Here is a 26,156-nt window from a genome sequence, read left to right as displayed (position 1 = left end):
GCCGCCCGCCGCCTCAGACGGCGCTGCCGCCACCCGTGGCGGCCCCGTACTCGTGGGCCCTGCCGCCACGCCATTCGATGAGCGGTGAGTCTCCCAGGACGAGGCCTTCCGCGTCGTCCAGGCCGGCCCGTCGCAGGAACTCGATCAGGTCGCGGTCGTCATGGGCCAGACCGAGGGGCACGGACCCCACCGTGACGCGACGGCCGCCGCCCACGGACGCGTACTGGACGACTATCGCGGGCGTCATGAGTCCGACGCATAGCGGCGCGCGAGCCTGCGCAGCTCCGTACGGGCAGCCGGGTCGCGCAGTCTCGGATGGAAGTGCAGCCGCGCGGTCAGGCGGATCAGGTGGCGGCGCAGCGCGGTGCGGCCGGGCTGGGCAACCAGCTTCTCGTACGTGAGGGTCCACTCCCGTTGGGTACGGATGAGGTCGTAGGGGATGGCGGTGTGACGCATGCTTCGATGGGATCATATGTTCGATTTTTAGAGCAAGCGGCGCGGGGCGGGGCGACCGGCAGAGGCTGCCCGCCGCTGTGCCCGTCACCCTGCCCGTCACTGCGTGGGGACGACCCCCAGCTCCGGGTGCGCTTCGAGGAGTCCGGGCGGCGCCGCCTGGCGCCAGGAGTCGGCCAGGATGTCGGTGAGTTCCTCGGTGTCCAGCGCCTCGAGCCGCACCCGCACCCAGGCGGAACCCGCCTCATGGGCGGCCACCCAGAACTTGTCCGGCTCGGCGAGGACCAGTTCCTCGCGTTCGACCTTCGGACAGCGCACGGCGAAGGACGTCTCGTCGTCGGGAACCGTCACGAACATCTTTCCCGCCACCCGGAACGTCGGCATGCCCCAAGCGATCTTCTCAGCCGTCTCCGGCATGGCGAGGGCGATGCGGCGCACGTCGTCGGAAGTGACGCGGGAACGGGAATCGGAACCGGCACGGGAATCGGAGCGGGAACCGGCACGGGATCTGGACTTCGACATGCCCCGAACCGTAGCCAACACCACTGACAGTGACCGCCCGCCTCACAACACCCGCTTGTCCAGCCAGGACGTCAGATCCTCCTGGACCTCGTCGCGGTTGGTCTCGTTGAGGATCTCGTGACGGGCGCCCGGGTACCCCTTCCACGTCAGGTCCTCGACGCCCGCGTAACGGAAATCCTCCAGGAGTTCGTGGACCAGGGTCATCCGCTGGTTGCAGGGGTCCTGCTCGCCCACCGCGACGTGGACCGGCAGATCGGCGGGGACGCGGGCGATGTTGCGCGGGTCGTTGATCTTCCGTACGGCACGCACCCAGTCCAGGCAGAGCCCCGCCGAGAAGGCGAATCCGCAGCGCTCGTCGGCGACGTACGCGTCCACCTCCGCCTCGTCCCGCGAGAGCCATTCGAAGCCGGTGCGGTGGGGGTACGGGTCGTTGAAGGAGGCGAAGAGGTCGGGCACGTACGAGGACCGGGCGGCGCGGCCGTGTTCGGCGACCTCGCGCTCCAGGGCGGTGATCGCCCCCTCCGTGTCGGCGCCGGGCAGCGAGCGGAACGCACCCGAGAGGATCACGCCCGCGAGTCCGTCGGCGTACTCCTGCGCGTAGTCCCGTGCGAGCATCGAGCCCAGGCTGTGCCCGAGCAGGAAGAACGGCGCGCCGGGATGCAGCGTGCGGACCTGGTCGCCGATGCCCTTGAGATCGTCGACGATCGCCCGCCAGCTGTCGGCGCCGTCCGGGTCCGTCCCCTCCGAGGTGACGCCGTAGCCGCCCGTGGCCTGCGCGGTGGCGCCGTGGCCCCGGTGGTCGGAGGCGACCACGCCGTAGCCGTGCGCGGTCAGATGGCGGGCGAAGCGGTCGTAGCGCAGGGCGTGCTCGGCGGCTCCGTGCGCGATCTGGACGTAGGCGCGGGGCCTGCCGTCGGTCGGCAGCCAGGTGTAGGTGGCGACGGGCACGCCGTCCGCCGCGTTGAGCAGTCCCGCGGTGTACACGGCGGTGGCGGGGGTGGTGGCGTCGTCTCGGTCGGACATCGTGGCGGACTCCCTGCGGTGCGAGGTGTTCGTACGGCTGGCTCGTACGGCTGCTGCGTGCGAGTGGTTCGTACGGCTGGCCTTCCTCCGGCCAGCCTCCCCCGCGCGCGGGACCTCATGCAGCCGAGACGATTTCGCACCTCGGAGGGGGCCCGCCTCCCCCTCCCCGCGTCGCGCAGCGCGTACTGCGCCGCTGCGCTACCGCCGTACCGCGTCCGTCCGCCCGGCGCCGAGCCGCTTGTGGAAGAGCGTGGTGGGGTGGAGGTTGCCCGCCGGGTCCGTCGCGTAGTCGGGGATGGTCCCGGACCGGGTCCAGCCCGCCTTGTCGTAGAGGGATTCGGCGGGGCTGCCGGTCTCGGTGTCGAGGACGAGGAGGGTCACGCCCGCCGCTGCCGCCGCCTCCTCGGCAGTGGTCAGGAGTGCGCGGGCGAAGCCCTGGCCGCGCGCACCGGGATGGACCATCAGCTTCACGATCTCGGCGCGGTGGCGGCCGTTGGGCTTGTCGACGAAGGCGACACTGACCGTGCCCGCGACGCGTCCGGGACGCCCTTCCGCGTCGCGGGCCACCCAGATGCCCAGCCGTCCGTCACCGACCGCCGCGTCGAGCCCGCGCCACCAGGCGGCGGCGGTGGCACGGTCCAGGTCGGCGAGGAAGCCGAGCGAGGCGCCGCTCCGCACCGTGGCGACCAGCAGGTCCCCCAAGGAGTCGGCGCAGGCGTGGAGTCGGGCAGTGTCGAGCCGGTCGATGCGGATGCGTGTGGTGGAGGGGGCCGTCACGGCTTCACGACCACGAGCGCGTACCGCACGGCCTCCTCGCCGCGGCAGCGGAACCGCGACGCGCCCCACAGGCGGTAGCGCAGGCAGTCGCCGATGGCCAGGGTGTGCGGTTCTCCCTGCACGGTGACCTCCAGGGACCCTTCCAGCACCCAGATGTGCTGCTCGAGGCCGGGCACGGGCGGCCGGTCGTACGCTATGTCGGCGCCGGGCTGCAGCCGGACCTCGACCAGCTCGCCGCGCATGCCGATGCGGGGCGGCGAGACCGACCAGCGCATGAAGCCCGCCTCGTCGTCGGCCCAGACCGCCTGGTCGACGGCGGGCACGAGCTGCGCGGGCTCCGCCTCCACCTCGCTCAGGAGCTGCGACATGGTGCGTTCGTAGACGGCGCAGAGCCGGTTCAGGAGAGCCGCCGTGGGGCTGATCTCCGCACGCTCGGCGCGCGACAGGGTGGAGCGGCTGATGCCGCTGAGTTCCGCCAACTCACCCAGGGACAGGCCGCGTTCGCCGCGCAGCTCGGCCAGTCGGGCGGCGAGGCGCGCGTCGACTCCTTCGTGCTCCATATCTGGCACAGTATCCCGGATATGGGATTGCGGTAAAGGTGAGGCGTCTCTCAGTCGCACGCGGTGAGCCGCCTCTCAGGTACGCCCCTCGGGTACACCCGGACCGGGTCAGCCGGAGACCGACAGCGCCTGCGGGTCGACTTCGCAGTGGTCCACCGAGTCGGCGAGGCCGCCGCCACCGATCTCCACCCGGACGGTCGCCTTGCCCCTGCCGGGCACCTTGACCTTCTCGGTCTGCTCGATGATGGTGATCCCGTCCGCGTCCACGAAGGTGACCGAGACGTAGAAGCGGTCCGACCTCGCGTTGCCGTTCGTGACCTTGACGGTCGCGTACGGGGCCGACTTGGTCGCGCATTTCACCAGCGTGGCCTTGGCGTCGTGCCTCGACCCGCCGCCCGGGGAGCTGGAGGCGGTCGAGTGGCTGCCGGGCCGCCGGTTGTAGGTACCGCCGCCCGTGGTGCTCCTGCCGCGGCCGCCACTCCCGTACGAGTCGCCGTAGTCATCGTCGTCGTCATGGCTCGAACCGCCCGACGTCGTGGAGCCGGACGACCCGGAGCCGCCGTAGCCGCCGGAGCTGCTCGACGAAGAACTGTCGTGATCCTGACTCGAACTGCTGCAACCGCCTCCGCCACCACCCCCGCTGCCGTGCCGGCTGCTGCCGCCGTGCCCCCGCCCCGTCGTGAACCCGGTCAGCGCGAGTGCAGTGAGCACCAGCGTGGCCGTGACCTTGAGTGTGCGCCCCCGATGTGTCATTCGGTCATCCTACTGAGACCCACGGAGGGACGATCAACGGGTGACGATGCTTCAACTTCGCTACGTATGGGCCCAGTTCGGGTCAAGTCGTCATATCCGGCGACCGGAGACAGAGGACAGGAACGTTCATGGATCTGCAGCTGACCGGCAAGGCCGCCCTCGTGACCGGCGCGAGCCGGGGCATAGGCCTGGCCACCGTCTCCAGGCTGGTGGAGGAGGGCGCGCGCGTGGTGGCCGCGGCCCGGACGATCGCCCCGGAGCTTGCGGGCACCGGCGCGACCGGTATCGCCGTGGACCTGGCCACCGCCGACGGACCCGCCCGCCTGGTGGCCCGGGCCGAGGCGGCCCTCGGCGGGCTCGACCTGCTGGTCAACAACGTCGGCGGCGGCGACGCGGACGCGGGGTGGACGAGCGGCTTCCTCGCCCTCACCGACCAGCAGTGGTACGACGCGTTCGAGCTGAACTTCTTCGCCGCGATCCGCACCACACGAGCCGCGCTGCCCCACCTCAGGACCTGCCGGGGCGCCGTCGTCAACATCTCCTCCACCAGTGCGCGGACCCCGCACGCCGGCCCCGTCACGTACAGCACCGCAAAGGCCGCGCTGACCGCGTTCGGCAAGGCGCTGGCCGAGGAGTTCGGCCCGGCGGGCGTGCGGGTCAACACCGTCTCGCCCGGCCCGGTCCGCACGCGGATGTGGGAGGGCGCCGACGGCTACGGGGCGCGGCTCGCCGAGTCCTTGGGCATGCCTCAGGAGCAGCTCCTGACCGAGCTGCCGGCCATCGCGGGCATGGTCACCGGCAGGCTCGCGGAGCCGTGCGAAGTCGCCGCTCTCGTCGCGTACTTGGCGTCGCCCCTCGCCGTCGGCATCACCGGGGCCGACCATGTCATCGACGGAAATTCCGTGAAGACGGCCTGATCGGTCCGGCCGGTCAGGCCGCCGCCTCGCCCAGCGCCTCGAGCACCGGCCGGATCAGTGGATGTTCCTCCGCCCCGCACCGCACCGCCGCGAACACCCTGCGGGTGGGGGCCGCGCCCTCCACGGGGCGGACCACGGCGCCGGACACGTCCATGCCGCGCAGTGCCGAGCGCGGCACCAGGGCGACGCCCGCGCCGGCCGAGGCGAGCGCCACCACTGCCCGGAAGTCGTCCGACCAGTGCTCCAACAGCGGCTGGAAGCCCGCCTGTTCGCAGGCGAGGACGACCACGTCGTGGCAGGGGTTGCCGGTGAAGGGGCCTATCCAGGTGTCCTTGGCGAGTTCGGCGAGGGCCACCCGTTCCGCGTCCGCGAGGCGATGGCCCAGCGGGAGGACCGCGTCGAAGGGCTCCGCGTAGAGGGGGACGCGGGTGAGCCGGGGGTCGTCGGCGCCCGGTGCGCCCCGGTACTCGACGGCGACGGCCACGTCCACCTGCCGGTCGAGGACCATCGGCAGGCTCGCGTCGCCCTCGGCGTCCTGGACGCGGACCCGGATGCCGGGCGCGGTGGCGGCGAGGCGGGTCAGGGCGGGGGCGACGACCAGGCCGATGCCGGTGGCGAAGGCGGCGACGGTGACGGTCCCCGCCTCGCCGGAGCTGTACGCGGCGAGCTCGGCCTCGGCGCGCTCCAGCTGGGCCAGGACGGCGTTGGTGTGCGTGAGCAGGATCTCGCCGGCCGCCGTCAGGCGCACACCGCGCGCGGAGCGCTCGACCAGGCGGTGGCCCGTCTCCTGTTCCAGGGCGGTGAGCTGCTGGGACACGGCGGACGGGGTGAGGTAGAGCGCGGCGGCAGCGGCCGTGACCGTGCGGTGGTCGGCCACCGCACGGAGGATGTGCAGCCGCCGCGCTTCGATCATGTTGTCGATTCTCCCAAACCTGCGGCCCCGGGCGCACCACCGGCCCCGCGCCGGTGACCGGCGCGGGGCCGCAGGCGTCAGGCCTCGCCCGCCTCCGCCAGCTCCGCGCGCGCCGCGACGAACGCGTCGACCGCGCGGTTCACGTCCTCGGTCGAGTGCGCGGCCGACAGCTGGACGCGGATGCGCGCCTTGCCCTGCGGCACGACCGGGTAGGAGAAGCCGATCACGTACACGCCGCGCTCCAGGAGCAGCTCGGCCATCCGTCCGGCAACCGCCGCGTCGCCGATCATGACCGGGGCGATGGCGTGGTCGCCGGGCAGGACGTCGAAGCCCTCCTCGGTCATCCGCGAGCGGAAGAGGGCCGTGTTCGCGGCGAGCTGTTCCCGCAGGTCACCGGCCGATTCCAGGAGGTCGAGCACCTTCAGGGAGGCCGCCGCGATCACCGGGGCGAGCGTGTTCGAGAAGAGGTACGGGCGCGAGCGCTGGCGCAGCAGGGCGACGATCTCGGCGCGGGCGGCGACGTAGCCTCCGGAGGCGCCGCCGAGGGCCTTGCCCAGGGTGCCCGTGATGATGTCGACGCGGTCCATGACGCCGTGCAGCTCGGGGGTGCCGCGGCCGCCGGGGCCCACGAAGCCGACGGCGTGCGAGTCGTCGACCATGACCATGGCGTCGTAGCGCTCGGCGAGGTCGCAGATCTCCGCCAGCGGGGCGACGTAGCCGTCCATGGAGAAGACGCCGTCGGTGACGATCAGCTTGCGCCGGGCACCGGACGCCTCCTTGAGCTGCTGCTCCAGGTCGGCCATGTCGCGGTTGGCGTAGCGGAAGCGGCGCGCCTTCGACAGACGGATGCCGTCGATGATCGACGCGTGGTTGAGGGCGTCGGAGATGACCGCGTCCTCGGCGCCGAGCAACGTCTCGAAGACGCCTCCGTTGGCGTCGAAGCACGAGGAGTAGAGGATCGTGTCCTCCTGGCCGAGGAACGCGGAGAGGCGCGCCTCAAGCTCCTTGTGCACCTCCTGCGTACCGCAGATGAAGCGGACGGACGCCATGCCGTAGCCCCAGCGGTCCAGGGCCTCGTGCGCCGCCGCGACGACATCGGGGTGGTCGGCGAGGCCGAGGTAGTTGTTCGCGCAGAAGTTCAGGACCTCGCCGGGGCGCCCGCCCGCGGTGACGGCGACCGTCGCGGACTGCGGGGTGCCGATGACGCGCTCGGGCTTGTGCAGTCCGGCGGCGCGGATCTCGTCGAGGGTGGCCTGGAGGTCTTCGCGTACGGAGTCGAACATGCGGGGTTCCTTAAGGAGTCGAGCCGGGAGAGGGCCGAGAAGCGGGCCGAGAAGCGGGCGTCAGGCGGTCCAGTCGAGGATGACCTTGCCGCCGCGGCCACTCGCCGCGTCGTCGAAGGCGGCCTCGAAGTCGCGGTGGCCGTACCTGCCGGTGATGACGGGCGCCAGGTCGAGGCCGCCTTCGAGCAGCACCGACATCGCGTACCAGGTCTCGAACATCTCGCGGCCGTAGATGCCCTTGATGGTGATCATCGAGGTGACGATCCGCGCCCAGTCGACGGCGAAGTCCTCGGCGGGCAGGCCGAGCATGGCTATCTTGCCGCCGTGGGTCATGTTGGCGACCATGTCGCGCATCGCGTGCGGGTTGCCGGACATCTCCAGGCCGACGTCGAAGCCCTCGCGCAGGCCGAGCTCGCGCTGGCCCGCGGCGATCGACGAGTCCGCCACGTTGAGGGCGAGGCTGGCGCCGACCTTGCGGGCCAGCGCCAGGCGCTCCTCGCTGACGTCGGTGATCACGACGTTGCGGGCGCCCGCGTGACGGGCGACGGCGGCCGCCATCAGGCCGATCGGACCCGCGCCCGTGATCAGTACGTCCTCGCCGACCAGCGGGAAGGAGAGGGCGGTGTGCACGGCATTGCCGAACGGGTCGAAGATCGCGGCCACGTCGAGGTCCACGGGGACGCGGTGCACCCACACGTTCGACGCGGGCAGCGCGACGTACTCCGCGAAGGCACCGTCCCGTCCGACGCCGAGGCCGACCGTGGCGCGGCACAGGTGGCGCCGCCCGGCCAGACAGTTGCGGCACTTGCCGCACACCAGATGGCCCTCACCGCTGACCAGGTCGCCCGCCGTGATGTCGGCGACGTCCCGGCCGGTCTCCACGACCTCGCCGACGAACTCGTGCCCGAGCACCAGCGGCGCGGTGATCGTCTGCTGGGCCCAGCCGTCCCAGGACCTGATGTGCAGGTCGGTGCCGCAGATCCCGGTGCGGAGCACCTTGATGAGCACGTCTCCGTGGCCGATGACCGGCTCCGGTACGTCCTTGAGGCTGAGACCCGGCTCCGCCTTCTCCTTGACCAGCGCCTTCAACGCCACGGCTCCCGTCGTACGTCGCTTCTTCCCCCGACGACACAGGAATCTTCCCTACGGAGGCGCCCCGGTCCATCGAGGATTTCTTAAGCGCCGCCGCAGCTTTCCTTCAGACCCTGTGGTTCAACGGGTCTGACCGCGTTCGAAATAGGCGATGAGCTCCGGGGTGAGCGCCGGCACCTCGCGCGGTGTCCCACCGTCCCGCAGCGACTGCGTCGCCCGTACGCCCGCCGCCACCGCCATGCGCGCCGCGACCGGCGAGGTGTCGGTGCGCCCTCCCTCACGTGCGAAACGTACGAACTCGTCGATCAGCAGCGGATCCGCGCCGCCGTGCCCCGCGTCGTCCCTGGCGTCCGGCACCGCGTACTCGGCGTCCGCCTGCGCCCGGTGGCCCGAGCGGCGGGCGTTCCACACCTTGACCGTCGCGCCGGGTCCGTCGCCGAAGTTCTCCAGGCGGCCCGCGTCGCCGATGACGGTGTAGTTGCGCCAGTAGTCGGGGGTGAAGTGGCACTGCTGGTAGGCGGCGAGGACGCCGTTGTCGAGACGCATGTTGACCAGGGAGACGTCCTCGACGTCGATGACGGGGTTGAGGCCGCGCTGGGTGTGCGGCGGCCAGTGGCCATCCTCGGTGTACCAGTCCTCGGTCTTCGGCTCGCCCGGCGCACGGCGGTGCGGATTGTCGCCGTAGACCATGAGGTCGCCGAGGGCCTGCACCTGGCGCGTGTAACCGCCCGCGAGCCAGTGGAGCACGTCGATGTCGTGGGCGGCCTTCTGCAGCAACAGGCCGGTGGTGTAGCGCCGTTCGGCGTGCCAGTCCTTGAAGTACCAGTCGCCGCCGTAGCCGACGAAGTGGCGCACCCAGACCGTCTTGACCGCGCCGATCTCGCCGCGCTCGATGATGTCGCGCATCAGGCGGACCACGGGCATGTGGCGCATGTTGTGCCCGACGTACAGCCGGGTGCCCGTCTCGTACGCGGTCCGCAGGATCTCGTCACACCCCTCGACGCCGACCTCCAGGGGCTTCTCCACGAAGACGGGCTTGCCTTCGCGCAGCGCCTCGCAGGTGAGCGCCGCGTGGGTGTGGTCGGGGGTGAGGACGAGGATCGCGTCGACGTCCGGGTCCTCGACGACCTCGCGGTGGCCGCTGGATATCAGCGCGCCGGGGAAGGCCACGGCCGCCTCGGCCCGGGCCGCGGCGTCGTGGTCGGCCAGCGCGGTGACGCGTGAGCCCGCGTCCGGCCGGTGGGCGGTACGGGCGAGCGAACCGCGCAGTCCGTAGCCGAGAACGCCGAGACGGAGGTCGGTCATGGAACTTCCTTCGCTAGAGCCGGTGTTGCGGGTGTGCTTGAACCGGTGTTGCGGGTGTACCTGAACCGGTGTTGCGGATACGTCTGAGCCGGTGTGACGGTGAGCTTGATCCTTCTCTATCCGGCCGCCCCGGCCGCTGTCGAGGCATGTGCACCACGATGAAGCCCTTGATCGGCCCAGCCGGAGACCCTCTTGCGCCTCGCAGCAAGCGCTTACATGCTGTCGCGGAACCACTCGCCCATCGAGGAGCCGCCGCCCCCATGCCCGCACCGCACCTCCCCCTGCCACCCACCGACCGCGTCCGCTCCCCGCTCACCGGCTGGACCCGGGCCCACTGGGAGGCGCTCGCCGACCGGCAGTTGGAGGCCCTGGTCCCGTACGCGACACCGGGCTTCGCGCAGTACCGGCTGCCGGGCCGCAACAGTTGGTCGGGGGTCGTCTCGGACGGCCTTGAGGGGTACGCGCGGTCCTTCCTGCTCGCCGCCTTCCGGATCGCCGGAGCGGGCGGCGAGGTGGACCCGCGCCTCGTCGAACGCTACGCACGAGGACTGGCCTCCGGCACCGACCGTGCGAGCGGCGAGGCCTGGCCCGAACTCACCGACTGCTCCCAGCAGATGGTGGAGGCCGCGTCCGTCGCCATCGCCCTGCACGAGACGCGCCCCTGGATCTGGGACAAGCTCGACGCCCGCGTCCGGGAGCGGGTCGTCGACTGGTTCTCCGGCTTCGTCGGCGGCCGGACCTGGGACAACAACTGGCGGCTCTTCCAGGTGGTCTCGGAGCAGTTCCTCGCCTCGGTGGGCGCGCCGTACAGCCGGCCGGACATCGAGGGCGGCCTGGACCGCATCGAGGACTGGTACCGCGGCGACGGCTGGTACAGCGACGGCGACGGACGGAACTTCGACTACTACATCGGCTGGGCGATGCACCTGTACCCACTGCTGTGGGCCCGGATGGCGGGCGAGGAGGACGGCGGTCGCGCCGAGGTGTACCGCGAGCGCCTCGCCCGGTTCCTCGCCACCTACCCGCACTTCTTCGGCGGCGACGGCGCCCCGGTCCACCAGGGCCGCTCCCTGACGTACCGCTTCGCGGCCGCCGCGCCCGTGTGGATGGGCGCCCTCACCGGCTGCACCCCGCTCGCGCCGGGCCTGACCCGGCGCCTCGCCTCCGGTGTCGCGCGGCACTTCGTGGAGCGCGGCGTCCCCGACGAGCGGGGGCTTCTGCCGCTCGGCTGGTACGGGACGTTCCTTCCGGCCACCCAGGCCTACTCGGGCCCCGCCTCGCCGTACTGGGCGAGCAAGGGGTTCCTGGGCCTGCTGCTGCCCGCCGGCCACCCGGTGTGGACGGAGCGCGAACTGCCGCTCCCTGTGGAGGAGTCCGACCAGTACACGGCGCTCCCGCAGCCCGGCTGGCTGCTGCACGGCACGCGGCACGACGGCATCGTCCGCCTGGTCAACCACGGCAGCGACCACAACCCCCTCGAAGGCCCCGCCGACGACGACCCGCACTACGCCAAGTTCGGCTACTCGACGGCGACCGCCCCGGAGACCGCCCCGCGCGCGTGGGGCCGCGCCGTCGACGGCCATCTGGCGCTGCTCGCCCCGGACGGCACGGCCTCGCGCCGCCGCCGCATCCACCCGCTGAGCTGCGCCGGCCGGGTGGCCGCCTCCCGACACGACGCCCAGTTCCCGGGCGGTGGCGAGGAGTTCCCCATCGAGACGACGAGCGCGCTGCACGGGCCGTGGGAGATCCGCGTGCACCGCGTGCGGGCGCCCGAGGGAGCGACCGTCCGCGAAGGCGGCCACGCGGTGGCGGACGAGACGCGGCCGCACGCCGAGCAGGGCCCCGGCTGGGCGCTCGCCCGCACGGTCACCGGCCTGACCAGCGCGGTCGTCGGCCTGTACGGCTGGGACGAGGAGGCGGGCGTGGCCCGTGAGGTGGCGGCGAACGCGTACGGGCCGCACTCCGCGACTCCGTACCTGACATCCGCGGCCCACCCCGGCGGCGCGAGTGTCCACGTCACCCTGGTCGCCCTGTCCCGGGACGCGGTCCGTCCGCGGGCGCTGCGGGAGTCCATCACCTGCGACGTGGCCGCCGGCCGTGTCCGCGTCCGCTTCCCCGACGGAACCGGACTCGACCTCTGACCCGCTCCAAACACCGGGTCCGCTGCGGCCCGCCTCAGATCCCGCCCGCCTCCCTCCGGTGGATCTGCTCGACCAGCTCCGCGGCCATCCGCTTGATCGTGTCGAGCCCCGCCGTGCCCCAGCGGCGCGGCTCGACGTCCACGACGCAGACCGTGCCGAGGGCGATCCCCGTACGGTCGATCAGGGGCGCGCCCAGGTACGAGCGGATGCCGCTCTCGTCCACCACCGGGTTGCCCGCGAACCGCGGATAGTCGCGGACGTCCTCCAGGACGAGGGCCTTGCGGCGCACCACGACGTGCGGGCAGTACCCGTGGTCGCGGGCCAGGTAGCGGCGCGCGTCGCCGCCCTCGGGCACCGGTTCCGTACCGAGGCGCGCGCCCTGCGGAGCGTGCAGGCCCGCGAAGAACTGCCGCTCCTCGTCGATGAAGTTGACCATCGAGCAGGGCGCGCCGGTCAGCTCGGCGAGCCGCTCGGCGAAGACGTCGAAGGCCGGGTCGGGGTACTGCCCGATGCCGAGCCCGCGCAGCCGCCGCACCCGCGCGGGAGCCTCCTTGTCGACGGGGGTGAGGAGCAGGTGCCCGGTCGGGTCGTACGTCACGTGTGGGCTCCGTAGCTCGGCGCCGGGGCATGGTTGAGGAGGTGCTTGACCAGGATCAGGAGGGTCTGGATGCCGGAACTGGAGATCCGTGCGTCGCAGCGCACGACGGGCACTTGCGGGTCGAGGTCGATGGCGGACCGTACCTCCTCGGGTTCGTAGCGGTGGGCGCCGTCGAATTCGTTGATCGCCACGATGAAGCCCATGCCGCGCTGCTCGAAGAAGTCCACGGCGGCGAAGCAGTCCTCCAGGCGCCGGGTGTCGGCGAGCACCACGGCGCCGAGGGCTCCTTCGGAGAGCTCGTCCCACATGAACCAGAACCGCTCCTGCCCCGGGGTGCCGAAGAGGTAGAGGACGTGCTCCGGATCGAGGGTGATCCGGCCGAAGTCCATGGCGACGGTGGTCGTGGTCTTGTTCTCCACGCCCGACAGGTCGTCGGTGGCCTCACTGACCGTGGTGAGCAGTTCCTCGGTGCTCAGCGGCGCGATCTCGCTGACCGCGCCCGTGAAGGTCGTCTTGCCGACCCCGAAGCCGCCCGCGATCAGGATTTTGAGTGCGGTGGGGAAGCGGTCAGAGCTGTCGTCGTAGTCCATCGAGCACTGCCTCCAACAGGGACCGGTCGGTGGGGTTGTGGTAGAAGTCCGGGGCCTTCTGGGTGAGGGACCCGCAGTCGAGGAGATCGCTCAGGATCACTTTGGTGACGACCGCGGGCAGCTTCAGCTGGGCCGCGATCTCGGCGACGGAGGTGGGCGCCTCGCAGAGGCCGAGGGCGGTGGCGTGCTCGGGTCCGAGGTAGCCGAGCGGGGTGGCGCCGGTGGCCATCACCAGGGAGAGCAGGTCGAGTTGGCTGGTGGGTCTGGTCCGTCCGTTGCTGACGGTGTAGGGGCGGATGAGCCGCCCGGCGGCGTCGTCGAGCCAGGGCCCGTCGTGCGGGGCCGCCACGGTCAGCGCCTCATCGGCGTGGGTTCGCCGGCGGGCTGCCGGGGAGCGGTGATCAGGTACGGGCGCACGCTCTTGACCAGCATCGCCATCTCGTAGCCGAGGACGGCGGCGTCGGCCTCGCGCCCCGCGAGCACGGCCAGACAGGTGCCCGATCCCGCGGTGGAGACGAACAGGAGGGTGGAGTCCAGTTCCACGACGACCTGGCGGACGTCCCCGCCGTCGCCGAAGCGGATGCCCGCGCTGCGCCCGAGCGAGTAGAGGCCCGAGGCCAGGGCCGCCATGTGGTCGGCGCTGTCCGGGTCGAGGCCGTGCACCGACTTCACGAGTCCGTCGGAGGAGAGCAGGACGGCGCTGTGGGTGTGCGGCACGCGCTGCACGAGGCCGCTCATCAGCCAGTCGAGATCGGATACATGGCCGGTCGGCGCATCGCTCGCCATGGTGGATCGACTCCTTGGGGTACAAACGTACGTAGGTCTGCGGGGGCAGAGGTGGTGGGGGGGCCGGGCCTGCCGGTGCTGGTCAGCCGTCTGCTCCTCGCCCGTCGTGGGGCGTGCCGGCCTCGTGCCCGGGCGGGGTGGGGTCGCGTGCGTCCTGGGCCTGGGCGAGGCCGATGCCGCGCTGGAACGCGGCCATCAGGCCCGGGTCGTGGCCGACGTCGCCGCTGTCGGGCCGCGGCGCCGGGGAGTCCCGCAGCTGGGGTGCGATGTGTTCCTGGGCGCGCCGCTTGGGGAGCTGCGGCCTGCCGACGCGTCCGCGTACGGCGCCGTTCAGGGGCGTCGGCGGTGTGACGGTGTGCTCGGCGACGGCCTGCCGGTCCTCGGGCCGGATGCCGGGGGCGGCGTCGGCGGGCGTGGCCCGGTCCTGCCGGGCTCCGCGCACGGGGAGGGGGGCGGGTGAGGAGCCGTTGGCGGTACGCGGCCGATGGGACGTGGCGGTGGGGGCCGGGCGCGGGGCGGAGTCCGCGTGCGGGCCGGGGGCGGAGCCGGGTGGCGCCTGGGGTGCGGTGGTCGGCCACGCCGGGGCCGGATCGCGTACGTCATCCGGTACGTTCCCCGGCTCCCCCGCGCCCCCGATGTCCCCCGCGCCGCCGTCGAGGGCGTCCCGCGCCGCCTCCTCGGCCGCCGGGCGGCGGGCGGCCGGCTCCGGCTGCTGCTCGGCGCCCAGCAGTTCCTGCGGCAGGATCAGTACGGCCTGGACCCCGCCGTAGATGTTGGTCTGCAGGCGCACCGCGACACCGTGCCTGCGGGCGAGGGCGGCGACCACGTAGAGCCCGATGCGGCCGTCCTGCAGCAGATGCGCGACGTTGACCTGGTCGGGGTCGGTGAGCAGCCGGTTCATCCGGTGCTGCTCGGCGGCGGGCATGCCGAGGCCGCGGTCCTCGACCTCGACGGCGAGTCCGGCGGTCACGGCGTTGGCGCGCAGCAGGACCTGGGTGTGCGGGGCGGAGAACACCGTGGCGTTCTCGACCAGTTCGGCCAGCAGGTGGATGACGTCGGCGACGGCGTGGCCGCGCAGGGTGCCGTCGATGGGCGGCACCAGTTTGACGCGCGAGTACTGCTCGACCTCGGCGATCGCCGAGCGCATCACCTCCGTCATGGAGACCGGATTGCTCCACTGGCGGCGCGAGACGGCGCCGCCGAGCACGGCGAGGTTCTCGGCGTGCCGCCGGATGCGGGTCGCGAGGTGGTCGACGTGGAAGAGGCCCTTGAGCAGCTCGGGGTCCTCGACCTCGTTCTCCAACTCGTCGAGCAGGGAGATCTCGCGGTGCACGAGCGACTGCAGGCGCCGGGCGAGATTGACGAAGACCTCGACCTTCTGCTCGCTGCCCGCGTGGCTGGAGAGCTGGGAGGCCTGTACGACGGCGCCGACGGCGACGTCCTGGGCGCGGCTCAGCTCGTCGGCGAGCTGGTCGAACTCGTCGCCGCCCGGACGGGTCCGCGGCGGGGTCGCGGGCTCCGGCGGCCGGCCGCCGCGGCGCAACTGATCGACCAGGCCCTGCAGTTCGGACTGGCCTCGTGCGGTGGCGCGGCGCAGCGCGCCGACCCGGTCGTGCACGGACTTCGCGGCGCGCTCCGCCGCGACGACGGCGGTCGCGATGCCCGCGAGGCCGACCAGGGCCGCGGCGGTGAGCACGCCGAGCAGGGCCGGTCCCGGCCGGGTGCCGGTCGAGCGCAGGGTGAACAGCACGGCCGCGCAGGCGCTCAGGCCCACGGCGACGGCCGGCAGCACCGCGATGCGCAGGAGCTGCGGCCGTATGTGGGTCTCGGGCAGGTTGGCGGCACGACTGCCCGGCCTGCCGTGCCGTCCGCCCTCACGGCGGTCTGTGCGGGCGGCCGGTGCGCGTAGGTGAGACATCTGCGTCCTCGGTACGTTGCGACGAGGGTCCGGCGGTCGAGCCGGTTCCTCTTTGCGGCGCGCTTGCGGCAGCGCCGTGCCGGCCGGCAGGTCGCCACGTCAGCCCTGCGTCGTGATCCCTGCGTCGCCCGACGGCCACACACGGTAGTCGGCAACGCATCATGTGCGGTGGGCAGTTGACAAAGTCAGCGGGGGTGCGTCCCGCTCTGGTATGACACCTCGCACGGGGGTCCGATTCATCTCGTACACAGGCGCGGTTCACGGCGCGTTGCGTGGCGGCCGACCTGTTGTAATGCCCTTATGCACCTCAACCCTTACGGCGAGGGCGCCGTGGATCTGGCCGCCGATCTCGCCAACCGCCGTCCGGTCGGCGTCGATGAGCTCGCGGACCGCTGCCGCGCCGCGGGCCTGACACTGGAACAGCCGATCGAACCCGGCGACTTGGCCCGGACCCAGGAGACCTTGGACGCCTGGGAGAAGGTCGTCGACGCCACCGATGAACAGGAGCGGGCCGAGTTGCTCAACGCCATGCTGGCGTCGGCCGCCGCCTACCCACGGCTGACCGACCACGCGGGCAGCGGCTGGCATCTGCACTACCGCGACGCCCGGCAGCCGCTCGGCGACCTGCTGTTCTCGCTGTTCTCCGTCGGGACGGCACTGCATCTGGCGGGCCGGGGCATGCACCGGCTGCGGCGGTGCGCGGTGACCGAGTGCACCACGATCTTCGCCGACACCTCGCGCACGGGGCGCCGGCGCTACTGCTGCCGGCCCTGCGCCAACCGCGACGCGGTCCGCCGCCACCGCGCTCGCGCCGCGTGAGCACGGGCGGCACGCAGGGGCCGGGACGCCGCGGGACGGGGCGGTTACCCGACGGACGTCGTCTCGTGCTCGCCGTTGTCCGTCCTGGGCGAGGCGACCGCGCGTACGACCAGCGTCGACGCGCCGAGCCAGCCGCCGTCCGGCACGACGGCGACGTCGCGCCACCACAGCGAGCCGGGATGGGAATCCGCGCCCGGCTCGAAGGGCTCGCCGGGGCAGGGCAGCGCGATCGTGGCGCCCGCCCGGCGCGCCGCGGCGACCGTGCCTTCGCCGGGCTCCGACCAGGCGTGCGGGGCGAGGTTGAACGTGGCCCAGTGGATCGGCAGCATGACGCCGCGCGGCGAGCCGCCCTGGAGGTCCAGGTGGGCCTGCATGCCCTCATCGGGCGTCATGTGGATGTCCGGCCACCACTCCGAGTACGCGCCGATCTGGATCATCGTGGCGTCGAACGGGCCGTGCTCCGCGCCGATGTCACGGAAGCCGGGGAAGTAGCCGGTGTCCCCGCTGTGGTACACGCGGTGCTCGGGCCCCGCCACCACCCAGGAGGCCCACAGAGTGTGCTGGGGATTGCGCAGTCCGCGGCCGCAGAAGTGCCGTGCGGGCGTGGCCGTCAGGGTCAGGTCCGCCACCTTCGCCGTCTCGTTCCAGTCCAGCTCGCGGAGCCGGTCCTGCGGCACGCCCCACCGCTCCAGGTGGGCGCCGACGCCGAGCGGCACCGCGAAGACCGTTCCGGTGCGTGCCAGGGCCTTGATCGTGGGCATGTCCAGGTGGTCGTAGTGGTCGTGCGAGATCACCACGGCGTCGACGGGGCCGAGGGCCGCCAGCGGCACCGGCACCGGGTGCAGCCGCTTGGGACCCGCGAAGGAATACGGTGAGCACCGCTCGCCCCACACCGGGTCGAAGAGCACCCGCCGCCCGTCGATCTCCACCAGAACGCTGGAGTGACCCATCCAGGTGACCCGCAGGCCGTCGGAGGGCGGCTTGGCGAGGTCGGCGAGGGTCGTGGGGTGCACGGGGACCGTACCGGCCGGACCGCGGCGCAGCCGCTCCTCCCTGCGGAAGTAGATCTTCGCGAACTCCAGGGACGATCCGGACGGCCTGGTCCGGGCGGCCACGGGATTCTGGAAGGTTCCCTCGGCGACGGAGAAATTCGGCGATCTGCGGATCCGGGCCAGCCGGGCGCCGGCGGGATCCGCACCGAAGGCAGCGGACCGCAGCGAGCGGAACCCGGGGATCAGGGACCGGGACACGGGACCTCCTGAGGGGGGTGGATAGGCCTTTCCATTATGTCCACCGCTCCCCGGCGAGTCCTGCGCGGGCGGTCGGTAGGGCGCCAGGGCGCGGGCCGCCAGGACCGCATACGTCGAAGGCGCCCGGGAAGGGCGCCTTCGACGTATGGACGTGCGGATGTCCGCGGAGTCGCTCACTCATGTGGAGCACCGGCTCCCGCTTAGGAAGCGGCCTCTATCTGCATCTTGATGGTGTGCGGGTTGCGAAAGCCCTTCGCCTCCACGTGGTCCCCGGAGCTCTCGCCCCGGATGCGCCGCCCGATCCACGGCACCAGGTACTCGCGGGCCCAGTGGATGTCGTCGCGCCGCAGGTCCAGAGCGCCGCGCGGCGGCAGCGGCGGCCACGCCTGGTCGGGATCGGCGGGCACGTCGAGGCCAAGCACCTGAGCGGCGCGCAGCGCCACGCGCGTGTGCCCCTCGGCGGAGAGGTGCAGCCGGTCGCCGTCCCAGGCACGGCGGTCCTGCACGGTCCTCAGCGACCACAGGTCGAGCACCGGGCAGCCATACCGGTCGGCGATGGCGCGGACGTGCATGTTGTACGTGGCGATCTTGCCGCGCAGATGCTTGAGCACCGCTACGCCACGGGTGTCGAAGCCGGTGGTCACCATGACCGTGCCGACCGCCGACGAGAGGTCGGCGACGGCCCGCTCGAACCGCTCGGCGACCTCGTCCGGGTCGGTGCCGGGCCGGATGATGTCGTTGCCCCCGGCACAGAACGTCACCAGGTCTGGGGCGAGTTCCTTGGCGCGCGGCAGCTGGTCCTCGACGATCTGGTCGAGGAGCTTGCCGCGGACGGCGAGGTTGGCGTACCGGAAGGTGTGCTCGGGCACCCGGTCGTCCAGCAGGACGGCGAGGCGGTCGGCCCAGCCGACGAAGGTTCCGTCGGGTCCCGGGTCACCCACGCCTTCGGTGAAGCTGTCGCCGACCGCTGCGTAGGAGTTGAAAACGCCGTTGTTGTTGGGGTGATGGATGAAGGATGTCGACTCTGCGCTCACGGAGTAACATCCTTCACCTCCCTAAGTGACCTACGCCACCGTAGGGAGGGGTTGACGGTGCGTGAGATAAGCCACCGGTCAAGATTCGTCCAACTCGGAATAAGTGCAAGACCCACCTTTCGCCGTCCGCCGCCGCGGTGAGCCCCCGCCTTGACATGCAGCCGCTCGGCTGCCAATCATGGATATGCAGCCTTACGGCTGCCTGACTGGGGGTGACGACGAGTGGACGCGGCGTTCAAGGCGCTGGCCGATCCGAGCCGGCGGCGGCTGCTCGACCGGTTGCGGGACCGCAACGGCCAGACCCTGCGCGAGCTGTGCGAGGGCCTGGACATGGCCCGTCAGTCGGTGAGCAAGCATCTGGCCGTGCTGGAGGCCGCCGAGCTGGTGACCACGGTGCGGCAGGGGCGGGAGAAGCTGCACTACCTGAACGCCGCTCCGATCAACGCCATCGCCGAGCGATGGATCAGTCAGTTCGACCGCGGCCGGGTGCACGCCCTCGCGGACCTGAAGAGAGCATTGGAGCAACCCCCCATGGACAGCAGGACGTTCGTGTACACGACGTACATCCGCACCACCCCCGAGCGGCTCTGGCAGGCGCTGACCGACCCGGCGTTCACCCGTCGGTACTGGGGCGTGAGCTTCACGACCGACTGGGCCGAGGGATCCCCGATGACCTGGACCGAGACCGGGGCCACCACCGAGGACCCCGAGCAGGTCGTTCTCGCCTACGAACCGCACCGCAGGCTGGCCTACACCTGGCACACCTTCAGCAAGCAGTGGGCGGAGGCGAACGGCATCGACGAGGAGCTGCGCGCGCGGCTGGCGAGCGAGCGCCGTTCGACGGTCGCCTTCGACCTGGAGCCGCAGGGCGACCAGGTCAAACTGACCGTCACGCAGGACTTCGACCCGGCAGGCACCCTGCACTCCATGTGCAGCCAGGGCTGGCCGCCCATCCTGTCCAGCCTCAAGTCGCTCCTGGAGACCGGCGAGCCCCTCGGCGCGACCGGCTGAACAGCTCGCTTCGAGAGGTCGGCCAGGGGAACACCACCCCGGTCCTCAGGCGGCGGACCTGGCGTCGGCCGTGCGGCGCCGGAGCGCCGGTGTGGTGAGGGACGGCGGGGACCACACACCGTCCGGAGCGTAGACATCCGTTCCGGGCGGCACGATCTCGTCGATCCGGTCGAGGGCCGCGTCGTCGAGCACCACGGACGCGCCCCCCAGCGTGTTCTGCAACTGCTCCATCGTGCGCGGGCCGATGATCACCGACGTGACGGCGGGATGGGCCAGCGGGAAGGCGACCGCCAGCTCCGGCAGCGAACAGCCCACGTCCTCGGCAACCGCCATGAGCCGCTCCACGGCCTCCAGCTTCGCGGCCGTACGCGGCGCGGCGGGGTCGAAGCGGTCCGGGAACAGGGTGGGGCGTCCGCTGCTCAGATCGAGGTCCCGGCCCTTGCGGTAGCGGCCGGTCAGGAAACCCGAGGCCAGCGGGCTCCAGGTCAGCACGCCCATCCCCAGTCGCTCCGCGACCGGCAGCAGACGGCTCTCGATCCCCCGGGCGAGCAGCGAGTACGGCGGCTGCTCGGTCCTGAACCGCTGCAGCCCTCTGCCCATCGCCACGTGGTGCGCCTCGACGATCTCGTCCGCGGGGAACGTCGAGCAGCCGAACGCCCGGATCTTGCCCTGGCGCACCAGGTCGGTCAGGGCGGAGAGGGTCTCCTCTATGTCGGTCGTGTGGTCCGGCCGGTGCACCTGGTAGAGGTCGATCCAGTCCGTGCCGAGCCGCCGCAGGCTCTCCTCCACCTCGCGGATGATCCAGCGCCGGGAGTTGCCGCCCCGGTTCGGGCCGTCCCCCATGGGGAAATGGACCTTGGTCGCGAGCACCACGTCGTCGCGGCGGCCCTTGAGACCCTTGCCGACGATCGTCTCCGACTCCCCGGCCGAGTACATGTCGGCGGTGTCCACGAAGTTGATCCCCGCGTCCAGCGCGGCGTGCATGATCCGGACGCAGTCGTCGTGATCGGCGTTGCCGATGTAGCCGAACATCATCGTGCCCAGGCAGTAGGGGCTGACCTCGATGCCGGTCCCGCCCAGAACGCGATGGCGCATGCAACTCTCCTCGGCCGATGTGCTGTTGGGTGCCGCGACTGTACGACCTGGAGCGCACTCCAGGGCAAGGGGTGCCCCGGCCCACGGAGCACCCTTGGGCCCGCTCGCGCGGGTTCACGGGAGAGCCGTACGGAGGGTGATTGCCCCAGGTACCGATGTCGTATCGTCGAAGACGCATTCACCGGCGAGCCGCGCCGGCCCGCAGAGCCCGAGGAGAGCCCGTGACGCAGCAGGTCCCGCCGACAGAGCTGGCAGAGTCGGCAGAGCCCGAGCTCGCCGGAGTGCGCAACTTCCGCGATGTGGGCGGGCTGCCGACGGTGGACGGCCGGCGCGTACGCGCGGGCGTGCTGTTCCGCAGCGGTCACCTGGCGCACGCCACCGCGGCCGACGCCGCGTTCCTCACGTCCCTGGGCCTGCACACGGTCTTCGACTTCCGCAACGCCGCCGACCAGCGGCTCGAAGGCCCCGACATCGCGCTGCCCGGCGTACGCAACGTGAATCTGCCGCTGACCGACCCGGCCGACGGCGCCGAGTTCTGGAAGATGGTGCGCGACGGCGACCTCGACCAGCTGCGCTCGATCCTCGCCGGCGGCAGGGCCGCGGAGCGGATGATGAGCGCCTACCGCGCGATCATCAAGGAGCGCACCGCCGAGCACAGCAAGGTGCTGCACGCGCTCGCCGAGGACAGCGTGCCCGCCCTGATGCACTGCGCGGCGGGCAAGGACCGCGCGGGCCTCTCCATAGCCGTGACGCTGCTCGCCGTGGGCGTCGAGCGCGACGCCATCGAGGCGGACTACCTCGAGTCGAGCGCGTCGCACCGCCGCTACAAGGTCCAGCGCAGCGACAGCTCCCCGGACGCGATGGCGCCCGAGATCGTGGAGCTCCTCGACCCCCTCTTCGACGCCCGGTCCGAGTACCTGGCGGCGGCGTACGAGACGATCGAGGAGACCTGGGGCGATGTCGACACCTACTTCGCCGAGGGCCTGAAGCTGAGCGCCGGGACCCGCGAGCGCCTTCGCGAGCGTCTGCTCGACTGAGCGGGCGGCCCCTACTGGTTCTGCGCGCCCAGCTCGAACAGCAGGTAGATGAAGGCCGCGAAGATGTGGCCCACCGCGACGTAGATGATCAGGCGGACCCAGAGCGCCCTGGGGAACTTCTCCTCCATGGTGCTGGGGTCGGGCCGCCTGGGCCGGAGGGGTTCCTGCTGTTCCGGTTCCGTCATGTCGGGTCTCCCTGAGTGGGGCCGCCGAGGCACAGCGCGGTGGCGGGGCTCTGCAGCAAGGTGTGGACGAAGAGGAGATCGGCGCCGTCCCGGTCGGCGGCGGCGATCCGGTGCGGGGTCAGCGAGTCGAAGTGCGCGCTGTCCCCCGGTCCGAGGGTGTGCGCCGTGTCCCCCAGACGCAGCCGAAGGCGTCCCTTCAGGACGTACAGCCACTCCTCACCGGGGTGGACGCGCACGATGTCGCCCTGCGCCCCGTGCGGCACGTGCACGCGCAGCGCCTGCATGCCGCGTCCCGGGGCGCCCGCCTGCCAGTAGGTCCAGCCACCGGCCCGGGTCGGCTCCATGTCCGAGGCGCGGACCACCGCGTCCCGGTCGGCGACCGTCTCGCCGAGCAGCTCCGAGACCGTCGTACCGTAGACACGTGCGAGCGTGAGCAGCATCGGCAGCGAGGGCTGGCGCTGCCCGGTCTCCAGGCGGGACAGATGGGCGGGCGAGAGCCCGGCGGTACGGGCGGCGGCCTCCAGGGTGAGAGAGGCGCGGCGGCGCAGTTCGCGCAGCTGGGGCGCCACGGCGGGCAGCGCGTCGGCCGCCGGTGACGGCTCGGCGGCCGCCCCGGGATCGGGCTCCGTGGGCTCGGCAGGGCTCATACCCTGATTGAGCCAGAGCTTTGCCCCCCGGGCAAATTTCTTGCCCGGGAGGCAAAATTCGTCGGCTCCGGCGGGTGGCGCCCGGCTCTCAGCGGTTCGCGACCGCCTGCTTCACCAACGTCCTGCCGAAGTCCCACATCAGGCCGCCACCACTGTGCGCGTCGTCCATCACCGCCGTGAAGGCCGCCACGAACCGGTCCACCTCCCGCTCCCCCACGGTCAGCGGCGGGATCAGCTTGATGACCTCCAGGTGGTCCCCGGAGACCTGGGTCAGGATGCGGTGCTTCTGCAGCAGCGGTACGACGACCATCTGCGCGAAGAGTCCCTTGCGGGCGGCCTGCAGCATCGTCCAGCGTCCGCGCAGCTTCAGCGACTTGGGGCGGCCGAACTCGATGCCGATCATCAGTCCGCGGCCACGCACCTCGCTCAGCAGCTCGTAGCGGTCCACGAGCGCGGCAAGCCGGGTCTTGAGCAGCTCGCCCGTGACCCGGGCGTTCTCGACGACCTTCTCGTCCTCAAGGACGGAGAGGACGGCGAGACCGGCCGCCATGGCCTGCGCGTTGGAGCCGAAGCTCGCCGAGTGCACGAGCACCCGGTCCATCGACGAGTAGACCTTCTTGAAGATCCAGTCCTTGCCGAGGGTCGCGCCGACCGGCACATAGCCGCCCGACAGCGCCTTGGCCACGCAGACGAGGTCGGGCTCGACACCCTCCTCGTGCTGGTACGCGTAGAAGTCGCCGGTCCTGCCGAGGCCGGTCTGCACCTCGTCGGCGATCAGCAGCGCCTTGTGCCGGTGCAGCAGCTCCTGGGCCTCGCGCAGGTATCCGGGCGGCGCCTCGTGCACGCCCTTGCCCTGGATGGGCTCGACGATGAGCCCGGCGACGTCGCCCTTCCGCAACTCCCGGCGCAGCGCGTCCAGATCGCCGAGCGGCACCGCGGTGTCGGGAAGCAGCGGTGCGAAACCGTCCCGGAATCCGTCCTCGCCGTTGACGGAGAGCGCGCCGGTGGTCAGCCCGTGGAAGGCGTGCGCGCAGTAGAGCACCCTCGGCTTCCCGGTCGCGTACCGCGCGAACTTCAGCGCCGTCTCGACGGCCTCCGTACCGCTGTTGCCGAAGAAGACCCGGTCCAGGTGCGGGCTGTGCGTGAGCAGCCGCTCCGCGAGCAGGCCGGGCAGCGGCTGGCAGTCGAAGCGGGTGAGGTCGGCGAGCGAGGCGTCCAGGACGTCGTGCAGTGCCTTGCGTACGACGGGGTGGTGCCGGCCGAGGCCCATGACGCCGAAGCCCGCGAGCATGTCGAGGTAGTCGTTGCCCTCCGCGTCCCAGAAGTACGCGCCCTCGGCCCGCTCGTAGATCTTGTCGAAACCGATGGTGTGCAGCATTCGCGGCAACTGGTGATTGAGGTGCCGGGCGTGCAGTTCGTACCGCTCGGCGCCGCGCTCGGCGAGGAGACTGCCGAGGTCGAACTCCTTGGTCATGCGCTGTACTCCTTGCCTGAACCCTGCGTCCGCGCGCCCTCCTTGGCCGCGAGCGTGGCGCTGATCCGTCCCGCGATGTCGACCGGGGTGAGCCCGATGTCGGCGAGGACCTCGCCCCGTTTGGCGTGCGCGAGGAACTGCTCGGGGATCCCGAACCGCCGTACGGGCACGTCCACTTCGGCCTCGCCGAGCGCCAGCGCGACCGCGGCGCCGACCCCGGACGCGCGGCTGTTGTCCTCGACGACCGCCACCACCCGGTGCCTCGCGGCGAGCCCGGGCAGCTCGGCGTCGACCGGCTTGACCCAGCGCGGGTCGACGACCGTGCAGCGCAGGCCGCGCGCCCGGAGCAGCTCGGCGGCCTGCAGACAGACGGGCGCCATCACCCCGACCGCGACGAGCAGCACCTCGGGGTCGGCGTCCTGGAGCAGCAGGTCCATGCCGTCGAGCCGGTCCACGGCCGGGATCGCGGGCCCCACCGACTCCTTGGGGAACCGGATCAGCGTCGGCGCGTCGTCCACGGCGACCGCTTCGCGCAGCTGCGTTCGCAGTTGTCCTGCGTCGCGCGGCGCGGCGATCCGCAGCCCCGGTACGACCTGGAGGACCGACATGTCCCACATGCCGTTGTGCGAGGCGCCGTCGACACCCGTGACGCCGGCCCGGTCGAGCACGAAGGTGACCCCGCACCGGTGCAGCGCCACGTCCATCAGGAGCTGGTCGAAGGCGCGGTTGAGGAAGGTGGCGTAGACGGCGACGACCGGATGGAGGCCGCCCGTCGCGAGCCCGGCGGCCGACACCGCGGCGTGCTGCTCCGCGATGCCGACGTCCCACACCCGGTCGGGGAAGGCCTCGGCGAACTTGGTCAGGCCGACCGGGCCCGGCATGGCCGCGGTGATGGCGACGACGTCGGCGCGCTCGGCGCCGATGCGGACGATCTCGTCGGCGAACACCGAGGTCCAGGAAGGGCCGTTGGACGGCGCGAGCGGCTCGCAGGTGAGCGGGTCCATGACGCCTACGGTGTGGAAGCGGTCCGCCTCGTCGGCGAGGGCGGGCTCGTAGCCGCGGCCCTTCTCCGTCAGGCAGTGGACGATCACGGGGCCGTGGAAGCGTTTCGCGCGTCGCAGGGCCGACTCGACGGCGCCGATGTCGTGCCCGTCGATCGGCCCGACGTACTTGAGCCCCAGGTCCTCGAACATGCCCTGCGGCGCGAAGGCGTCCTTGAACCCCTTCTTGGCGCCGTGCAGCGACTCGTACAGCGGCTGTCCGACGACGGGCGTGCGCTGGAGTACGTCCTTGCCCCAGGCGAGCACCCGCTCGTACCCGTCCGTCGTACGGAGCGTGGCGAGGTGGTTGGCGAGGCCGCCGATGGTCGGGGCGTACGAGCGTTCGTTGTCGTTGACGACGATGATCAGCGGCCGGTCCTTGGCGGCCGCGATGTTGTTCAGCGCCTCCCAGGCCATGCCGCCGGTGAGCGCGCCGTCCCCGATGACCGCGACGACGTGCCCGCGCTCGCCGAGGACGTCACGCGCCTTGGCGAGGCCGTCCGCCCAGCCGAGCGCGGTCGACGCGTGGCTGTTCTCGACGATGTCGTGTTCGGACTCCTCGCGCGAGGGGTAGCCCGAGAGGCCGCCCTTGCCGCGGAGTTTGGAGAAGTCCTGGCGTCCGGTGAGCAGCTTGTGCACGTAGCTCTGGTGGCCGGTGTCCCACACGAGCCGGTCCACGGGCGACTCGAAGACCCGGTGGAGGGCGATGGAGAGCTCCACCACCCCCAGATTGGGCCCGAGGTGACCGCCCGTCCTGGCGACCGCGTGCACCAGGAACTCCCTGATCTCCCCCGCCAGTTCGTCCAGCTCGGCCCCGGAGAGCCCCTTCAGGTCCCGCGGCCCCCGGATGGTCTCGAGAATGGTCATGCTCGGGCCCCCTCTCTGGTCGGTCCCATCTCACGGCGACGGAGGGCACCCCTGACGGAGTGCCCT

The 26,156-nt window shown here is 71.9% G+C and carries 28 protein-coding genes; 5 read left to right on the top strand and 23 right to left on the bottom strand.

Going from position 1 to position 26,156, the window contains the following annotated elements:
* Window positions 1-13: 13 nt before the first annotated feature.
* The 7 genes from AC07DI_RS04915 to AC07DI_RS04885 form a co-directional block, all read right to left on the bottom strand.
* Window positions 14-247 carry a hypothetical protein gene (locus AC07DI_RS04915; protein ID WP_384247448.1) on the bottom strand — a complete coding sequence of 78 codons (234 nt, stop codon included), beginning with the start codon at window positions 245-247 and terminating at the stop codon, window positions 14-16.
* Complete coding sequence (locus tag AC07DI_RS04910; RefSeq protein WP_478902199.1) at window positions 244-456, bottom strand: hypothetical protein; 213 nt, start codon at window positions 454-456, stop codon at window positions 244-246. Before AC07DI_RS04910 ends, AC07DI_RS04915 begins: the two co-directional genes overlap by 4 nt.
* A 96-nt stretch (window positions 457-552) precedes the next feature.
* Entirely contained in the window at window positions 553-870 is a 318-nt protein-coding gene (locus AC07DI_RS04905; protein ID WP_478902298.1) for an MmcQ/YjbR family DNA-binding protein, read from the bottom strand.
* Window positions 871-1,017: 147 nt separating this feature from the next.
* The gene (locus AC07DI_RS04900; protein WP_478902197.1) at window positions 1,018-1,998 is read right to left on the bottom strand and encodes an alpha/beta fold hydrolase; all 981 of its coding nucleotides are present in this window, start codon (window positions 1,996-1,998) and stop codon (window positions 1,018-1,020) included.
* 198 nt (window positions 1,999-2,196) lie between these two features.
* Window positions 2,197-2,751 (bottom strand): GNAT family N-acetyltransferase, encoded by a 555-nt coding sequence (locus AC07DI_RS04895; RefSeq protein ID WP_478902296.1) that lies wholly within the window; start codon window positions 2,749-2,751, stop codon window positions 2,197-2,199.
* 20 nt (window positions 2,752-2,771) lie between these two features.
* Entirely contained in the window at window positions 2,772-3,335 is a 564-nt protein-coding gene (locus AC07DI_RS04890) for a helix-turn-helix domain-containing protein (protein ID WP_478902195.1), read from the bottom strand.
* 108 nt (window positions 3,336-3,443) lie between these two features.
* The gene (locus tag AC07DI_RS04885; protein ID WP_478902193.1) at window positions 3,444-4,088 is read right to left on the bottom strand and encodes a hypothetical protein; all 645 of its coding nucleotides are present in this window, start codon (window positions 4,086-4,088) and stop codon (window positions 3,444-3,446) included.
* Between the two features lie 128 nt (window positions 4,089-4,216).
* On the opposite strand from AC07DI_RS04885, the gene AC07DI_RS04880 reads away from it, so the two are divergent.
* Window positions 4,217-5,005, top strand: a complete 789-nt coding sequence (locus AC07DI_RS04880) for an oxidoreductase (protein WP_478902191.1) — start codon at window positions 4,217-4,219, stop codon at window positions 5,003-5,005.
* A 13-nt stretch (window positions 5,006-5,018) separates the two neighbouring features.
* On the opposite strand, the gene AC07DI_RS04875 is transcribed toward AC07DI_RS04880, so the two are convergent.
* From AC07DI_RS04875 to AC07DI_RS04860, 4 genes are all read right to left on the bottom strand, one after another.
* A complete protein-coding gene (locus tag AC07DI_RS04875) occupies window positions 5,019-5,918 on the bottom strand; it encodes a LysR family transcriptional regulator (protein ID WP_384247465.1) in 900 nt (299 codons plus the stop codon).
* Window positions 5,919-5,995: 77 nt separating this feature from the next.
* The gene (locus AC07DI_RS04870) at window positions 5,996-7,201 is read right to left on the bottom strand and encodes a glycine C-acetyltransferase (RefSeq protein ID WP_478902189.1); all 1,206 of its coding nucleotides are present in this window, start codon (window positions 7,199-7,201) and stop codon (window positions 5,996-5,998) included.
* A gap of 60 nt (window positions 7,202-7,261) precedes the next feature.
* The gene (gene tdh / locus AC07DI_RS04865) at window positions 7,262-8,290 is read right to left on the bottom strand and encodes an L-threonine 3-dehydrogenase (RefSeq protein WP_478902295.1); all 1,029 of its coding nucleotides are present in this window, start codon (window positions 8,288-8,290) and stop codon (window positions 7,262-7,264) included.
* Window positions 8,291-8,413: 123 nt separating this feature from the next.
* Window positions 8,414-9,598 carry a Gfo/Idh/MocA family protein gene (locus tag AC07DI_RS04860; protein WP_478902188.1) on the bottom strand — a complete coding sequence of 395 codons (1,185 nt, stop codon included), beginning with the start codon at window positions 9,596-9,598 and terminating at the stop codon, window positions 8,414-8,416.
* 260 nt (window positions 9,599-9,858) lie between these two features.
* Here AC07DI_RS04860 and AC07DI_RS04855 point away from each other — a divergent pair, with 260 nt between their 5' ends.
* Window positions 9,859-11,739, top strand: coding sequence for a DUF2264 domain-containing protein (locus tag AC07DI_RS04855; RefSeq protein WP_478902186.1), 1,881 nt, complete (start codon window positions 9,859-9,861; stop codon window positions 11,737-11,739).
* A gap of 34 nt (window positions 11,740-11,773) precedes the next feature.
* Here the strand turns inward: AC07DI_RS04855 and AC07DI_RS04850 are convergent, their stop codons facing one another.
* The 5 genes from AC07DI_RS04850 to AC07DI_RS04830 all read right to left on the bottom strand — a co-directional run bounded on the left by AC07DI_RS04850 (window position 11,774) and on the right by AC07DI_RS04830 (window position 15,631).
* On the bottom strand, window positions 11,774-12,337 hold the full coding sequence (locus AC07DI_RS04850) for a GAF domain-containing protein (protein ID WP_478902184.1): 564 nt from the start codon (window positions 12,335-12,337) through the stop codon (window positions 11,774-11,776).
* Entirely contained in the window at window positions 12,334-12,927 is a 594-nt protein-coding gene (locus AC07DI_RS04845) for a GTP-binding protein (RefSeq protein WP_384247478.1), read from the bottom strand. Before AC07DI_RS04845 ends, AC07DI_RS04850 begins: the two co-directional genes overlap by 4 nt.
* The gene (locus AC07DI_RS04840; RefSeq protein ID WP_384247480.1) at window positions 12,905-13,276 is read right to left on the bottom strand and encodes a DUF742 domain-containing protein; all 372 of its coding nucleotides are present in this window, start codon (window positions 13,274-13,276) and stop codon (window positions 12,905-12,907) included. The genes AC07DI_RS04845 and AC07DI_RS04840 overlap by 23 nt, the downstream gene beginning before the upstream one ends.
* A 2-nt stretch (window positions 13,277-13,278) precedes the next feature.
* Window positions 13,279-13,713, bottom strand: coding sequence for a roadblock/LC7 domain-containing protein (locus tag AC07DI_RS04835; protein WP_384247482.1), 435 nt, complete (start codon window positions 13,711-13,713; stop codon window positions 13,279-13,281).
* 82 nt (window positions 13,714-13,795) lie between these two features.
* Window positions 13,796-15,631: a sensor histidine kinase gene (locus AC07DI_RS04830; protein WP_478902181.1), complete on the bottom strand. Its 1,836-nt coding sequence runs from the start codon at window positions 15,629-15,631 to the stop codon at window positions 13,796-13,798.
* A gap of 300 nt (window positions 15,632-15,931) precedes the next feature.
* Between AC07DI_RS04830 and AC07DI_RS04825 the strand changes: the two genes are divergently transcribed.
* Complete coding sequence (locus AC07DI_RS04825; RefSeq protein ID WP_478902180.1) at window positions 15,932-16,450, top strand: CGNR zinc finger domain-containing protein; 519 nt, start codon at window positions 15,932-15,934, stop codon at window positions 16,448-16,450.
* Between the two features lie 44 nt (window positions 16,451-16,494).
* Here the strand turns inward: AC07DI_RS04825 and AC07DI_RS04820 are convergent, their stop codons facing one another.
* Window positions 16,495-17,700, bottom strand: a complete 1,206-nt coding sequence (locus AC07DI_RS04820) for an MBL fold metallo-hydrolase (protein ID WP_384247489.1) — start codon at window positions 17,698-17,700, stop codon at window positions 16,495-16,497.
* 200 nt (window positions 17,701-17,900) lie between these two features.
* Window positions 17,901-18,734, bottom strand: a complete 834-nt coding sequence (locus tag AC07DI_RS04815; protein WP_384247491.1) for an SGNH/GDSL hydrolase family protein — start codon at window positions 18,732-18,734, stop codon at window positions 17,901-17,903.
* 222 nt (window positions 18,735-18,956) lie between these two features.
* Here AC07DI_RS04815 and AC07DI_RS04810 point away from each other — a divergent pair, with 222 nt between their 5' ends.
* Window positions 18,957-19,745: an ArsR/SmtB family transcription factor gene (locus AC07DI_RS04810; protein ID WP_384247494.1), complete on the top strand. Its 789-nt coding sequence runs from the start codon at window positions 18,957-18,959 to the stop codon at window positions 19,743-19,745.
* A gap of 45 nt (window positions 19,746-19,790) precedes the next feature.
* On the opposite strand, the gene AC07DI_RS04805 is transcribed toward AC07DI_RS04810, so the two are convergent.
* The gene (locus tag AC07DI_RS04805) at window positions 19,791-20,840 is read right to left on the bottom strand and encodes an aldo/keto reductase (protein WP_478902179.1); all 1,050 of its coding nucleotides are present in this window, start codon (window positions 20,838-20,840) and stop codon (window positions 19,791-19,793) included.
* Window positions 20,841-21,061: 221 nt separating this feature from the next.
* On the opposite strand from AC07DI_RS04805, the gene AC07DI_RS04800 reads away from it, so the two are divergent.
* Window positions 21,062-21,877: a tyrosine-protein phosphatase gene (locus AC07DI_RS04800; protein WP_478902177.1), complete on the top strand. Its 816-nt coding sequence runs from the start codon at window positions 21,062-21,064 to the stop codon at window positions 21,875-21,877.
* An 11-nt stretch (window positions 21,878-21,888) separates the two neighbouring features.
* Here AC07DI_RS04800 and AC07DI_RS04795 read toward each other — a convergent pair whose 3' ends face one another.
* The 4 genes from AC07DI_RS04795 to dxs all read right to left on the bottom strand — a co-directional run bounded on the left by AC07DI_RS04795 (window position 21,889) and on the right by dxs (window position 26,090).
* Complete coding sequence (locus AC07DI_RS04795; RefSeq protein WP_362326896.1) at window positions 21,889-22,005, bottom strand: DUF6126 family protein; 117 nt, start codon at window positions 22,003-22,005, stop codon at window positions 21,889-21,891.
* A 53-nt stretch (window positions 22,006-22,058) separates the two neighbouring features.
* Window positions 22,059-22,709, bottom strand: a complete 651-nt coding sequence (locus AC07DI_RS04790; protein ID WP_384247501.1) for a helix-turn-helix domain-containing protein — start codon at window positions 22,707-22,709, stop codon at window positions 22,059-22,061.
* A gap of 88 nt (window positions 22,710-22,797) precedes the next feature.
* Complete coding sequence (locus tag AC07DI_RS04785) at window positions 22,798-24,183, bottom strand: aspartate aminotransferase family protein (protein WP_478902174.1); 1,386 nt, start codon at window positions 24,181-24,183, stop codon at window positions 22,798-22,800.
* Window positions 24,180-26,090, bottom strand: coding sequence for a 1-deoxy-D-xylulose-5-phosphate synthase (gene dxs, locus AC07DI_RS04780; protein WP_478902173.1), 1,911 nt, complete (start codon window positions 26,088-26,090; stop codon window positions 24,180-24,182). The genes AC07DI_RS04785 and dxs overlap by 4 nt, the downstream gene beginning before the upstream one ends.
* Window positions 26,091-26,156 lie beyond the last annotated feature (66 nt).

Source organism: Streptomyces sp. NPDC044106 (assembly GCF_056433985.1).
This window is presented reverse-complemented; position numbering and strand designations above follow the sequence as displayed.